Genomic DNA, 13,945 nt, shown 5'->3' on the forward strand with positions numbered 1-13,945 from the left:
GTCTTTTTCCATGAAAACAAACAAAATCCTTAAAAATGCCTCCTACCTCTTTGTAGGAAATATTACTGTTCGATTTGTACTTGCTATTGCGACGATTCTCTTTGCAAGATATGTTTCACCAGATGAGTATGGGATGTTTACAGTTGCATTAGCAGTTTCCGCTGTCATTTGTTATTTTACAGATGCAGGCTTGACACATACATTTATGCGTGAAGGAACAAGAAGCGGCGCTAACATTAGCGTATTAATCAGTAGTTATTTACGTATTCGTTTCGTATTAGCTGTCGTAATTTCTGTACTCTTCGCTATTTTTGCTCAGTTCTTCTATACGGATGCCTACTTACGTGCCATGGTATATTGGGTTGTACTACCGACAATGTTTGGAGCAACTTTACAAGGCGTTGGAATGGCTTATTTCCAAGTAACAGAACGTATGCAATTTACAGCAATTATTTCTGTACTGCAAGGCATAACAGCAGCTGCTGCGCTTCTAATAGGAATGTCGTTTAAATGGTCACTTATGATGGTCGCTGCTATGTACGGGATATCCAGCCTTGTAACAGGGATTATCGCCTTCTTAATGGTACTCCGCCATACAAAAGTTCATAAAGGCTGGGACAAAGGAATTTTAGATCAACTGCTTATTTTCACAATCAATGGCATTATCATTATGCTTTTACCGCAGTTAGGTCCTATTATATTAGAAAAAGTTTCAACACATGAGCAAGTTGGATTCTTTGGAGCTGCATCGAAAATACCCGCTGTACTTTATCAAATCCCCGGTGTAATTGCAGCAGCCTTTTATCCAAAGTTATTTGCTTTTGGAAATGAGAAGAATATTGATGAACATAGAAAACTATCTCTGTTTGAATTAAAGCTTATGTCTTTCTTAGGAATGGGAATTTCTATCCCATTTATCGCTGATCCAAGCTTTTGGATTGTTACTTTATTAGGCGAAGAATATGCACCAGCTGGTGATGCTCTTGCAATTTTAGCATTTATGGTCATTTTACAATCCATCAACTATCCACTTGCTGATAACTTAACGACAATTGGTCAACAATGGAAGCGTGCGACAACGATGGGAATTGGATTGGCTGTTGCCATCATAAGTTACATCGTATTAGGTAGCCAATTTGGAATGATGGGAGCTGCTGTGGCTGCTATCATTACTGAGGTTACTTTATTAATCGGATTTACTTTATTTGTTCGTAAGGGTTTTTCATTACTGTTCAAAGGAATAATATTCAATGCACTAGCATTTATAATCAGTTATGCAATATACCGCACAGTATTAATTAACTTACCGCCACTGGTAGCTCTAACACTTACTGGTATATTGTACGGTATTATTGGCCTTGCAATTGATCCACAAATACGCGGGTTGATTTTAGGATTTATAAATAAAAAGCTAGGTAAGAAAATAGCATAAAAGCCAAGTTCTTTTTCATCTTTATGAAAAAGAACTTGGCTTTTTATTTATTACCCTCTACATATAGAATCGTTTCTTTTGTTCCTTCATAACACCAGCTCTTCTCGACGACATTTTTCATATCCCACAATGTAATTAAACACCTTTCAATTACACTCTATATTTTCCCAGAAACAATGTAATGTTAATCTTGCAAAAATATACATTTTGAAAGGATAGCATTATACTCAAGAATTTAGTATCATGATTCAAGACACTATTTTGAAATGGACGGGGGACACTATGAGCTTATTAACAGTCGAAAAATTAGGACACACATTTGGCGATCGCACATTATTTAAAGATGTATCCATGCGTTTACTAGCAGGGGAACATGTTGGATTAGTCGGTGCAAACGGTGTTGGTAAATCAACATTTATGAATATTATTACTGGTCAACTTATCCATGATGAGGGGCGTGTAGAATGGACACCTGGTACAAATTACGGTTACTTAGACCAGCATACAATTTTAACACCTGGTCGCACAATTCGTGATGTATTAGCTGACGCGTTTTTACCTTTATTTGAAAAAGAAAAAGATTTAAATAAAGTTGCAGAAAAAATGGGAACCGCGACACCAGAAGAATTAGAGGCACTTCTTGAGGAGATGGCGGAAATACAAGATGCTCTCGAAGCAGGTGGTTTCTATTTACTAGATATGAAAATTGAAGAGGCAGCGAGAGGTCTTGGAATTGATGCAATCGGTTTAGATCGTGATGTTTCAGCACTAAGTGGTGGGCAACGTACAAAAGTATTGCTCGCAAAGCTATTACTTGAGCAACCAGAAGTATTATTACTTGATGAACCTACTAACTATTTAGACGTTGAACATATTCATTGGTTAACGAATTATTTAAAAGAATATCCACATGCATTCTTATTAATTTCTCATGATACGGAATTTATGAACAAATGTGTTGATGTTATTTTCCATCTAGAATTTACAAAAATGACGCGCTATACAGCGACATACGAAAAATTCCTAGAGTTAGCCGAAATTAATAAAAATCAACATATAAATGCTTATGAAAAGCAGAAAGAATTTATTAAAAAACAAGAAGACTTTATTGCGAAGAACAAGGCCCGTTATTCAACGACAGGTCGTGCAAAGAGTCGTCAAAAACAACTTGATCGCATGGAGCGTATTGATCGTCCTGAAACAGCAATTAAGCCAGAATTCTCATTTAAAGAATGTCGCGCAAGTAGTCGTTTCGTCTTTGAAGGTGAAAATGTAGAAATCGGATATACACATCCCTTATTACCAAAACTAACAATGACAATTGAACGCGGTGAAAAAATTGCTATCGTTGGATGTAATGGTGTAGGTAAATCCACATTACTAAAAACAATTCTAGGAAAAATCAAACCATTGGGCGGGAAAACAAGCCTTGGTGACTTCTTAGAGCCCGCATACTTTGAACAAGAAGTAAAGGCTGATAATATAACGCCCATTGATGACGTCTGGAACACATTTCCTAGCATGGACCAACATCAAATTCGTGCAATGTTAGCGAAATGCGGATTAAAAAATGAGCATATCTCTCGCCCGCTAAATCAATTAAGTGGTGGCGAACAAGCAAAGGTTCGTCTATGTAAGCTAATGGGTGAAGAAAGCAACTGGTTACTATTCGACGAGCCAACAAACCACCTTGATGTTACGGCAAAAGAAGAACTACAAAAGGCCCTGAAAGCATATAAGGGAACAATCCTTCTTGTATGTCACGAACCAGACTTCTATGAAAACTGGGTAACAAAAGTTTGGAACATAGAAGAATGGGCACAAAACAAAAAATAATATACATGGGATAATTAACCATGTTTTTATGATATACTATAAAAAGCGTGACAACACCTTGTTCTGTTGTCACGCTTTTTATAGAGACAAGATTTTATTTACGCTGGGGGCAATAATATGCTTTTTAATTCTTATGAATTCATGCTTTATTTCTTACCTGTAGCAGTAATTGGATATTTTATATTGCAAAAATTAAATCGAAACATTGCGAAAATTTTCTTAGTGGGCATGTCCCTCTACTTCTACGCATATTTTGAAGCGAAATATCTATTACTAATAGGAGTTTCATTATTTACAAACGCCTTTATAGGCCAACAAATCATACAAAAAACGAATAAAAAAACTCGAAAAATATTATTGACAGTTGGCTTAATATTTAACATTTCATTACTGGGATATTTCAAATATTCCGATTTCTTTTTAGACAATATAAATACTATATTTGGAACTGATATACCTTTATTAAAGCTGTTATTGCCTTTAGGAATTAGTTTTATCACCTTCCAAAAGATAGGTTTTTTAGTAGATTGTTATAAGAGAGAATTAACCAAGTTTAACTTTATTGATTTTTGCTTATTCGTAACGTTTTTCCCGCAACTTATTGCAGGACCAATTGTCCATCATAGTAAGGTTCTACCTCAATTCCAGGATGAATCCAAGAGAAAGTTGAATATCGAGAATGTTACAAAAGGAATTTATATATTCGGAATCGGTCTTACTAAAAAAGTAGTAATTGCTGACTCACTAGCACAATGGGCTGATTTTGGCTTTAGCAACGTAAATCAACTATCTACGACTGATGCATGGATTTCATCGCTTGCATATACATTACAACTGTATTTTGATTTTAGTGGATATTGTGATATGGCAATAGGTGCCGCGCTGTTATTCAATATTACATTACCAACTAACTTCTTCTCTCCTTATAAATCTTTAAGTATTCAAGATTTTTGGAGACGTTGGCATATGACATTAGGGCGATTTTTCACTCAATATGTATATATTCCATTAGGCGGCAGTCGTAAGGGACAAGTTCGAACTTATGTAAATTTATTTACAATCTTCCTTATTAGTGGTATTTGGCATGGCGCTGGATGGACATTTGTTATTTGGGGCGTTTTACACGGATTGGCTATTGTAATACACCGATTATTTAAAAACTTAGGTGGAAAAATGCCTAAAGTATTCGCATGGATCTTAACAATGGGATTTGTGCATGTAACGTGGGTATTTTTCAGAGCAACTTCAGTAGAAGATGCATTAACTATGTTAAATCGCATGTTCAATGTAAATTACTTGCACATCCAAACAGCACTTATCCAATTCCGCCCAGAAACATTAACCGGTGTTTCTACATTGGATAATTTAATTTATTCAGTCGCTAATTTATTCCCATTCCAAGTAACTGGTAGTCAATTTAACTTCCAAACTATCTTATACCTAGCGATTGGAATGGCTATTGTATTATTTACGAAGAATTCTATAGAAAAATTAGAATCTTTTCGTCCAAAACCGATTTATGCTCTTGCATTAGCTAGCATGTTTATACTGTCTTTAATGTATTTAAATCGTGTAAGTTCATTCTTATACTTTAATTTCTAATAACCGTAGGTGAAAAATATGTATAAGCGTTTTATATGTTGGTTTATTATATTCCTATTCATTTTATCTGGAATAGTTTGCTCTATTGTCTATAAGCTTGATCCATTGTACGTATATAAATTTAAGAAAAACGATTATTTTTATGCTACTGAACGCTATCAAATGCCTGGAATTGTTAAAAATATGGATTATGATACTTTATTTGTAGGGACTTCTATGGGCAGAAATTTCCTTGAACCTGATGCTGATAAATTACTTCATACTACAAGCTTTAACGGCTCTCTTCCAGGTTCAACAGCCAGGGAGCAAAATATGACAGCTCAGTTAGCTACGCATTCAAAAACTGTTAAAAATATTATTTGGGAGCTTAATTTATATTCATTCTCTGGAAAACCTGAATGGGTATCAGAAGGTGCTTCACCGTTCCCAACTTACATGTATGATACAAATAAATTGAATGATATCCAATATTTTCTTAGTCCATACTCTCGAAAAATGGCATTACAGAACATGAAATTAAAATTAGATCCAACAAAATCTCCACAGGATCCTCATTGGCTATATAAATTTGGAGATGACGAGCCAAAATTCTCAGTAGATATAGCTAAAAAGGTTGTCGATGGAACACCTCATCAATCAATCAGTGAGGGTTGGTATCATGAACAAATGCTTAAATCTTTTGATTCTAATATTATTGAACTCGTAAAACAAAACCCGGAAGTACAGTTTACATTTTTCTATGCACCGTATCCAGTAACGTATCACGTAGTTATGGATAAAAACGACCCAAAGCATACAGAAGAAAATATGTTATTTAAAAAAGAAGTATACAATAAATTAAAAGAACTAAAAAATGTAAAACTTTATGATTTCCAAGATCAAAAAGAAGTTACATATAATCTTTCTAATTATATGTCCGATCAAACGCACTATTACAGATATATAAATGATTGGATTGTAAAACAATTAGCGACAATTGAGCCTATTACTAATAAAAAAGATTATGACCAAAGGCTAATTGATTTCTCTAATGAAATAAAGAATTTCGATACTTCTAAACTAATAAATTCAGATGAAAGACCTAAATAATGAAAAGGGCCCCTTACAAATGGTGCCCTTTTCATCTTACAAATTTATTCCTATTTCAATTTGGCGCATTGTAATACTCAATCAACCTTAACCTAAAATCTGTTAGTTCGTCGTAACCTTTTAAATTAGCTAACATCCCTCTAATGACTGGAATCCTTGGATTTGGCAACCGCATTTCAGCCTCTAAAACATCTAAAGTAACAAGTAACTCATCATTTTCTAATTGATCGGCTAATGTTCGTTTAAATACAATAATTTCACTTAAAAAATGTTCCTTTACCTGTTCCTTAATAAGATTGGAACTACAAAGAAATTCTCCCAGTACCTCCTCATGCAGAACAGGTTCCTCCGAAGATTCTAGAAGCCCTTCTACTAAATTGTCTATCCTATTTAAAATAAAAGCTGAGACATAGGACAAATCAATTTCTGGCGCATTTAAAATAATTAATTCTAAATACCCACGGCATATCCCTTCTACCATAATTACTAAATCTAGCAAATACGGAATAACCTTCTCGCCATAAATGGACAGTAAGCTATTTCGATAAAATGCATGAGACTCTAATTTCATCCTCATCATAAATTCTTCTACTTCTTTATTAAATGGAATAGCATTTTCTCTCGCGTGCATAATAATAAATTCCTTATGCTTCTGTACATCAGTAAACTGGCAACACAATTGTTTTTCAAATTTTTCACGTGGCAATAAAGATTCTCTATCAATATCCAGCATTTTCTTTTGGATTTTGTCATAATAATATCGAAGTGTCGCTAATAACAACTCATCTTTCGATTTAAAATATAAATAAAAAGCCCCTTTTGATATACCACAGGCTGTGACAATTTCCTGTACTGGCGTTGCATTCACACCCTTAGTCGCAAATAACTTCATAGCCGATTCTATAATTAAACGCTCTTTTTCTTTCATATCTTCTCTCCTAAATTTAATCTCGCATCATATTATAAATTTAATTTTATCCCGCTATTTACGGACGGTGAGACAACCACTTCAAAATTCTGTGGAAGCAAAGAATTTTAGGTGACCGTAAAAGCCCTCTGGTTATAATTTCACTTTATTATACCATCTCTTTTCATTGACGACTGACCAATCAGTCAGTTATATTATGTATTAGACTGACCAGTTGGTCAATAAAATAAAAAGGGAGCGCAAACATGAACAAAGTCATCAATTTTTCGTTAAAAAACAAGTTCGCGGTTTGGCTACTAACCATTATTGTTACGATTGCTGGGATTTATTCTGGGCTCAATATGAAGCTGGAAACAATTCCTGATATTACAACACCTGTTGTAACAGTAACTACGGTTTATCCTGGTGCTACACCAGAAGAGGTCGCTGACAAAGTTTCAAAACCGATGGAAGAGCAACTGCAAAATTTAAGCGGTGTAAACGTTGTTAGTTCATCATCTTTTCAAAACGCATCTTCTATTCAAGTAGAGTATGATTTTGATAAAAATATGGAAAAGGCCGAAACAGAAATTAAAGAATCTCTTGCGAATGTGAAACTTCCGGAAGGCGTAAAAGATCCGAAAGTTTCTCGAGTAAACTTTAATGCTTTTCCTGTTATTTCGTTAAGCGTAGCAAGTAAAAATGAATCTTTAGCTACGTTAACAGGAAATGTAGAAAAAAATGTTGTTCCAGGATTAAAAGGACTTGATGGTGTTGCATCTGTTCAAATTTCAGGTCAACAAGTAGATGAAGTACAACTTGTCTTCAAGAAAGATAAGATGAAAGAATTAGGTTTAAGTGAAGATACGGTAAAAAATGTGATTAAAGGATCGGATGTATCTTTACCACTTGGCTTATATACATTTAAAGACACGGAACAATCAGTTGTTGTAGATGGAAATATTACAACAATTAAAACATTAAAAGAGCTAAAAATCCCAGCTGTACCTTCATCACCTAGCGGTCAAGGTAGTCAAAATGCTGGAGCTGGTGCACAAACGCCGCAAATGAATCCAGCCGCTATGAACGGGATTCCGACAGTTACATTAGACGAAATTGCTGACATTAAAGAAGTCGGAAAAGCAGAATCTATTTCTCGAACAAATGGAAAAGAAGCCATTGGAATTCAAATTGTGAAAGCTGCTGATGCGAATACAGTTGATGTTGTAAATGCAGTGAAAGATAAAGTAACAGACCTTGAGAAAAAATATAAAGACTTAGAGATTATTTCAACATTCGACCAAGGTGCACCTATTGAGAAATCAGTAGAAACAATGCTGAGCAAAGCCATTTTTGGTGCTATCTTTGCGATTGTTATTATTATGCTGTTCTTACGAAATATCCGAACAACATTGATCTCTGTCGTTTCCATCCCACTTTCTTTATTGATTGCTGTATTAGTCATAAAACAAATGGATATTACGCTTAACATTATGACACTCGGAGCAATGACAGTCGCTATCGGACGCGTCGTCGATGATTCCATTGTTGTTATTGAAAATATTTACCGACGTATGTCGTTATCAGAAGAGAAACTGCGCGGGAAAGATTTAATTCGTGAAGCTACGAAAGAAATGTTTATCCCAATTATGTCTTCTACCATTGTAACAATTGCTGTATTCTTACCTCTTGGACTAGTAAAGGGTATGATTGGTGAAATGTTCTTACCATTCGCCTTAACTATCGTCTTCGCATTATTAGCATCGTTACTAGTAGCAGTTACAATCGTACCGATGCTAGCTCACTCTTTATTTAAAAAAGAGAGCATGAGGGAAAAAGAAGTACATCACGAAGAAAAACCAAGTAAATTAGCAAACGGTTATAAACGTATACTTGAATGGGCTTTAAATCATAAAATCATCACATCAAGTATTGCTGTCCTTCTATTAGTTGGTAGTCTTGCACTTGTGCCGATTATCGGTGTAAGTTTCTTACCATCTGAAGAAGAAAAAATGATCATTACAACGTACAATCCTGAACCCGGGCAAACGTTAGAAGACGTTGAAAAAATTGCAACGAAAGCTGAGAAGCACTTCCAAGATAATAAAGACGTCAAAACAATTCAGTTCTCATTAGGTGGCGAAAACCCAATGAGTCCTGGTCAATCAAATCAAGCAATGTTCTTCGTGCAATATGATAACGACACGAAAAACTTCGAAAAAGAGAAAGAACAAGTCGTAAAAGATTTACAAAAGATGTCTGAAAAAGGTGAATGGAAAAACCAAGATTTCGGAGCGAGTGGCGGTAGTAATGAAATTAAACTATACGTTTACGGAGATAACTCGGAAGACATTAAACCTGTCGTAAAAGATATTCAAAATATCATGAAGAAAAATAAAGACTTAAAAGATGTAGACTCTAGTATTGCAAAAACATATGCAGAATACACTTTAGTCGCAGACCAGGAAAAACTAAGTAAAATGGGTCTAACGGCTGCGCAAATTGGAATGGGACTTTCTAATCAACATGATCGTCCTGTTCTGACAACAATTAAAAAAGACGGTAAAGATGTCAATGTATATGTAGAAGCTGAAAAACAAAATTATGAAACAATCGATGACTTAACAAACCGAAAACTTACAACACCACTTGGTAATGAAGTGGCTGTAAAAGATGTGATGACTGTAAAAGAAGGGGAAACTTCGAATACAGTGAAACACCGCGACGGTCGTGTTTATGCAGAAGTAAGTGCGAAATTAACATCTGATGACGTTTCAAAGGCATCTGCCTCTGTTCAAAAAGAAGTAGATAAAATGGATCTTCCTTCTGGCGTAGATGTTTCTATGGGCGGCGTTTCAAAAGATATTGAAGAATCATTCAAGCAACTTGGCTTAGCGATGTTAGCTGCGATTGCCATTGTATACTTCGTTCTTGTCGTTACATTTGGCGGTGCTCTTGCACCATTCGCAATTTTATTCTCGCTACCATTTACAATTATCGGAGCTCTTGTTGCCTTATTAATCTCTGGTGAAACGTTAAGTGTCTCTGCAATGATTGGTGCGCTTATGTTAATCGGTATCGTTGTAACAAATGCTATCGTACTTATCGACCGCGTTATTCATAAGGAAAATGAAGGTCTATCAACGCGTGAAGCTTTATTAGAAGCTGGTGCAACACGTCTGCGTCCTATTTTAATGACCGCAATCGCAACAATCGGTGCTCTTATCCCGCTTGCATTAGGATTTGAAGGTAGCGGCTTAATTTCTAAAGGACTTGGTGTAACAGTAATTGGTGGATTAACAAGTTCAACGTTATTAACACTTCTTATTGTTCCAATCGTTTACGAAGCACTAAGCAAATTTCAAAAGAAAAAAGTAAAATAAAAAAATAACCTCGCTACTTGCGAGGTTATTTTTTATTTCCGAAAAGGATTAGAAAATCACCATATCCTTCTTTTTCTAACTCTTCTTTTTGAATAAAGCGTAGCGCCGCTGAATTAATACAGTAACGAAGACCATTTGGTCCTGGACCGTCTGGAAATACATGCCCAAGATGTGAATCTCCTTCTTTACTTCTCACTTCCGTACGCGTCATATTATGACTAACATCCATTTTTTCTTTCACACTAGCTGACATAACTGGTTTCGTAAAACTTGGCCATCCGCATCCACTATCGAATTTATCCATAGAGGTGAACAACGGCTCACCTGAAACAATATCTACATAAAGTCCTTCTTCTTTATGATTCCAATATTCATTTTGAAAAGGTGGTTCAGTTCCATTTTCCTGTGTTACATAAAACTGCATCTCGTTTAATTTTTCTTGTAAATGAGCATTATCCTTTGGCCAATGTTGCTTAATAAAGGCATCTCGCCCTGAACCTTTACGATATAACTCATAACGGAATGTGTTTTTCTTATGATATCCTTGGTGATATTCTTCAGCAAGATAAAACGTAATAGCTGGTAATATTTTTGTAGCAATCGGCTTCGAAAAACGCCCACTCTTCTCGAGCTCTTCTTTTGAAGCTTCTGCTTTTCTATGTTGTTCTTCATCGTGATAAAAAATCACTGTTTCATAAGACTGTCCGCGGTCGTGGAATTGGCCTCCAATATCGATCGGATCAATTTGTTTCCAATATATATTTAACAATTCCTCATACGGCATTTTATTTGCATCAAATGTAATCTGTACTGCTTCATAATGTCCCGTTGTTTCCGCGCACACTTCTTTATACGTTGGATTCTCTTTATGACCACCTGTATAACCTGAAACGACCTGTATAATCCCTTCCATCTCTTCAAATGGCGAAACCATACACCAGAAGCACCCTCCAGCAAATGTAGCTAACTCTACCTTTTCATTTACAGCCATTATTTCACCCCTATTCTATATTCTCCTTACAGTATGGCATAAGAAACATAATGTTATAAAAGAAAAAGCATCGAACATCGATGCTTTTTCTTTACTTTATTTTTTAGAAATATCTTTCTCATTTTCATCACTTGTCACATCTAAGACATCTAATAAGAAAATGAAAATCGGAATACCAATAATTAGTCCCCATACACCTAAAAAGTGTTCAGAGAAAATTAGTACCATAAACGTGTAGAAAATCGGTAAATTTGTTTTTTGCGACATAAATTTCGGGTTTAACACGTAGCTCTCAAGCGCATGAATTACTGTTACGATAACTAAAATATAAACGACATACATAATACCGCCGATATTGTAAGCAATCATACAAAGTGGGAATAACGAAATGATAACACCTGCGACTGGAATTAAACCAAGCAAGAAAATCATTAACGCTAAACCTAGTAATTGCGGGAATCCTAATATCCATAATGCGATAACAGATAAAACACAGTTAACAATTGCGATTAAAAATTGTGCTTCGATTACTTTTCCGAATGAACGTGCAAATTTCTTTCCGAAATACTCTATTTCGCTATAGAAAATTGCAAGTCGACTTTCTTTAAATTTCGAAGTAAAAGCAACGATACGTGCTTTTTCAAGTAAGAAAAATAAGCTTAAAATTACAGAAAGTAAAACTTGAAGGCCAAATTTCCCAACATTCGTAATAGATTTATACAAAATGTCTACGCCTTGCCCCACATATTTAGAAAGCTCCATATGATTAACAGCATTAACTGCATACTTAATTAATTCACTATCAGGTGGATTTCTTAAAAATACATTAAATTGATAAATCAATTGTGAAATTTGTATTGTTAATACCGGTAAATATTTAAATAGCGTAATGGCAATTCCCGCCACTAACATTACATATAAAAGCGCTATAATAATTTTCCGATTAATTGGCATGAAATGATCTAATTTACGAGAAATAAACTTTTGGAATCGATCCATTAAATACGTCAACATAAACGTAATTAAAATTAAATTTAACATACTTTGCATCCCATACAATATGAGAGCAAGTAATACTAATACGATTAACCTCTGAAATCCTTTGCTTTGAAACAGGTTTTTTATTTGCATAATCGACGAGTACTCTCTCCTGTCCTATAAAGTAAAACGTTAACAAGTAGATCTCTCTCTATTCTCTACTTATAATTATCCTTTAATATTAAAGCCATTGCGAGCAATTTATCTTCCAGCCTAATCGCTCGTTAATTGTGCTAATATATTATGTTACTTCTTATTTTACAATACAATGACCTATTTCAAAACGCATTATGCACAGTATTAATGAAGATTTAAGGAAACTTTTATTCTTCAATAGGTCTTACCACTACTGTAACATAAAAAACAAGCTATCAGTAGAAATCCGTCCTACAAATAGCTTGCTTTTATATTTTTTTAAGTAAGTTTTATCATCCAATAAATGGCATGGATATTGGAATAACCACCACTGTTACGACACCAACTACTGTCACAGCGATACTTGCCATAGCTGCTTCTACTTCACCCATTTCGATACCTACTGCAACCCCTAACGCATGCCCTGCTGTCCCAAGCGCTAAACCTTTAGCAATCGGATGTTTAACTCTAAACGTTTTTAAGAATAAAGCTCCTAATGCATATACAATAACTGCGTTAAAAATAACTGCAAATGATGTAATTGCTGGAATACCACCTATACTTTCAGATATTGGTAATGCAATTGCTGTTGTTGTTGCCTGCGGTAACATTGAGTTCATAACAGCTGTATCTAAACCAATTGCTTTTGCGACAATGAACACGACAACCACTGAACAAATAGATCCAACCACGATAGCCGATAAAATTTGCCACCAATATTTTTTCAACTTATCAACTTGTTTATATAATGGAATTGCAAAGGCGATGGTTGCTGGCTCTAAGAAGAAACTAATCATCTTCCCACCAGTATTATATTCTTCAAAAGTAAAGTTACCTACCTTTAAAAATACAATCCCTAATACCATTGCTACGAATAGTGGTGTAAATAAGAAGAATCCTTTTGAGTGTTTGAATAAAAATGTTCCGATTCCGTATGCAATTAATGAAACGACGATTCCGAAATATGGAGTCATTGTGCTTGTCATGTTCATTACCTCCTAACCATGTATGGTCTAAAATAGTTACGCAACTTTTCCGTGTTTGCTTCCTTTGTTTACAACTTTCAACTCTTTTGTATCTTTTGTTTCTTTTTCATCTTTACCTAAAATCAATTGTGCAAATAAACCTGTTACAGCAAGTAAAATAATTGTTGCAACAACGATTACAGTTAAGATTTGTACGAAATATTGGCTCATTACACCAAGAGAATTAATAACTGAAATACCTGATGGGACGAAAAGAAATCCGATAATCCCCGTTAAAGCGGTTCCGAGTGATTCAACTTGCTCCAATTTAATAACTTTTAAACATAATAGGCTAAATAAAACAACTAACCCGATTACCGATGAAGGCATCGGAATTGGTAAATGTGTTGCGATAATATTAGAAACTAACATAATAGCTGAAAATATGAATGCTTGTGATAAGAAACTATATACTTTTTTCGTACTCATTTTGGCCACCTCTTTCGATTTGGTACCTTTATTGTATAAGATACAAACAAAACTGTAAGCGTTTACATAACAGAACGT

10 protein-coding genes are annotated in these 13,945 nt (G+C 34.8%); 5 read left to right on the forward strand and 5 right to left on the reverse strand.

Annotated elements, in window-relative coordinates:
* The first annotated feature begins 10 nt into the window (after positions 1-10).
* The 4 genes from BAU23_RS15210 to BAU23_RS15225 all read left to right on the forward strand — a co-directional run bounded on the left by BAU23_RS15210 (position 11) and on the right by BAU23_RS15225 (position 5,959).
* Positions 11-1,432, forward strand: coding sequence for an oligosaccharide flippase family protein (locus BAU23_RS15210; protein ID WP_000856140.1), 1,422 nt, complete (start codon positions 11-13; stop codon positions 1,430-1,432).
* Between the two features lie 282 nt (positions 1,433-1,714).
* Positions 1,715-3,268 carry an ABC-F family ATP-binding cassette domain-containing protein gene (locus tag BAU23_RS15215; RefSeq protein ID WP_000055401.1) on the forward strand — a complete coding sequence of 518 codons (1,554 nt, stop codon included), beginning with the start codon at positions 1,715-1,717 and terminating at the stop codon, positions 3,266-3,268.
* Between the two features lie 117 nt (positions 3,269-3,385).
* Entirely contained in the window at positions 3,386-4,870 is a 1,485-nt protein-coding gene (locus tag BAU23_RS15220; RefSeq protein WP_071734763.1) for an MBOAT family O-acyltransferase, read from the forward strand.
* 18 nt (positions 4,871-4,888) lie between these two features.
* Positions 4,889-5,959 (forward strand): hypothetical protein, encoded by a 1,071-nt coding sequence (locus BAU23_RS15225; protein ID WP_016079161.1) that lies wholly within the window; start codon positions 4,889-4,891, stop codon positions 5,957-5,959.
* 55 nt (positions 5,960-6,014) lie between these two features.
* On the opposite strand, the gene BAU23_RS15230 is transcribed toward BAU23_RS15225, so the two are convergent.
* Positions 6,015-6,887: a TetR/AcrR family transcriptional regulator gene (locus BAU23_RS15230; RefSeq protein WP_016131022.1), complete on the reverse strand. Its 873-nt coding sequence runs from the start codon at positions 6,885-6,887 to the stop codon at positions 6,015-6,017.
* A 245-nt stretch (positions 6,888-7,132) separates the two neighbouring features.
* Here BAU23_RS15230 and BAU23_RS15235 point away from each other — a divergent pair, with 245 nt between their 5' ends.
* Entirely contained in the window at positions 7,133-10,249 is a 3,117-nt protein-coding gene (locus BAU23_RS15235; protein WP_071734764.1) for an efflux RND transporter permease subunit, read from the forward strand.
* A gap of 25 nt (positions 10,250-10,274) precedes the next feature.
* Here the strand turns inward: BAU23_RS15235 and msrB are convergent, their stop codons facing one another.
* The 4 genes from msrB to lrgA all read right to left on the reverse strand — a co-directional run bounded on the left by msrB (position 10,275) and on the right by lrgA (position 13,867).
* Positions 10,275-11,240, reverse strand: a complete 966-nt coding sequence (gene msrB / locus BAU23_RS15240) for a peptide-methionine (R)-S-oxide reductase MsrB (RefSeq protein WP_071734765.1) — start codon at positions 11,238-11,240, stop codon at positions 10,275-10,277.
* A 96-nt stretch (positions 11,241-11,336) separates the two neighbouring features.
* Positions 11,337-12,371 carry an AI-2E family transporter gene (locus BAU23_RS15245; RefSeq protein ID WP_001166003.1) on the reverse strand — a complete coding sequence of 345 codons (1,035 nt, stop codon included), beginning with the start codon at positions 12,369-12,371 and terminating at the stop codon, positions 11,337-11,339.
* 335 nt (positions 12,372-12,706) lie between these two features.
* Positions 12,707-13,399: an antiholin-like protein LrgB gene (gene lrgB / locus BAU23_RS15250; protein ID WP_000204773.1), complete on the reverse strand. Its 693-nt coding sequence runs from the start codon at positions 13,397-13,399 to the stop codon at positions 12,707-12,709.
* 36 nt (positions 13,400-13,435) lie between these two features.
* Positions 13,436-13,867, reverse strand: coding sequence for an antiholin-like murein hydrolase modulator LrgA (lrgA, locus tag BAU23_RS15255; RefSeq protein ID WP_000104910.1), 432 nt, complete (start codon positions 13,865-13,867; stop codon positions 13,436-13,438).
* Positions 13,868-13,945 lie beyond the last annotated feature (78 nt).

Origin of the sequence: Bacillus nitratireducens (assembly GCF_001884135.1) — a bacterium.
Lineage (GTDB): Bacteria > Bacillota > Bacilli > Bacillales > Bacillaceae_G > Bacillus_A > Bacillus_A nitratireducens.

Excerpts from the sequence above, each read along its gene's own strand:
- lrgB (WP_000204773.1), bottom strand. The coding sequence starts at position 13,399 with ATGACAAGCACAATGACTCCATATTTCGGAATCGTCGTTTCATTAATT.
- BAU23_RS15220 (WP_071734763.1), top strand. The coding sequence starts at position 3,386 with ATGCTTTTTAATTCTTATGAATTCATGCTTTATTTCTTACCTGTAGCA.
- BAU23_RS15210 (WP_000856140.1), top strand. The coding sequence starts at position 11 with ATGAAAACAAACAAAATCCTTAAAAATGCCTCCTACCTCTTTGTAGGA.
- BAU23_RS15215 (WP_000055401.1), top strand. The coding sequence starts at position 1,715 with ATGAGCTTATTAACAGTCGAAAAATTAGGACACACATTTGGCGATCGC.
- BAU23_RS15225 (WP_016079161.1), top strand. The coding sequence starts at position 4,889 with ATGTATAAGCGTTTTATATGTTGGTTTATTATATTCCTATTCATTTTA.
- msrB (WP_071734765.1), bottom strand. The coding sequence starts at position 11,240 with ATGGCTGTAAATGAAAAGGTAGAGTTAGCTACATTTGCTGGAGGGTGC.
- BAU23_RS15245 (WP_001166003.1), bottom strand. The coding sequence starts at position 12,371 with ATGCAAATAAAAAACCTGTTTCAAAGCAAAGGATTTCAGAGGTTAATC.
- lrgA (WP_000104910.1), bottom strand. The coding sequence starts at position 13,867 with ATGAGTACGAAAAAAGTATATAGTTTCTTATCACAAGCATTCATATTT.
- BAU23_RS15235 (WP_071734764.1), top strand. The coding sequence starts at position 7,133 with ATGAACAAAGTCATCAATTTTTCGTTAAAAAACAAGTTCGCGGTTTGG.
- BAU23_RS15230 (WP_016131022.1), bottom strand. The coding sequence starts at position 6,887 with ATGAAAGAAAAAGAGCGTTTAATTATAGAATCGGCTATGAAGTTATTT.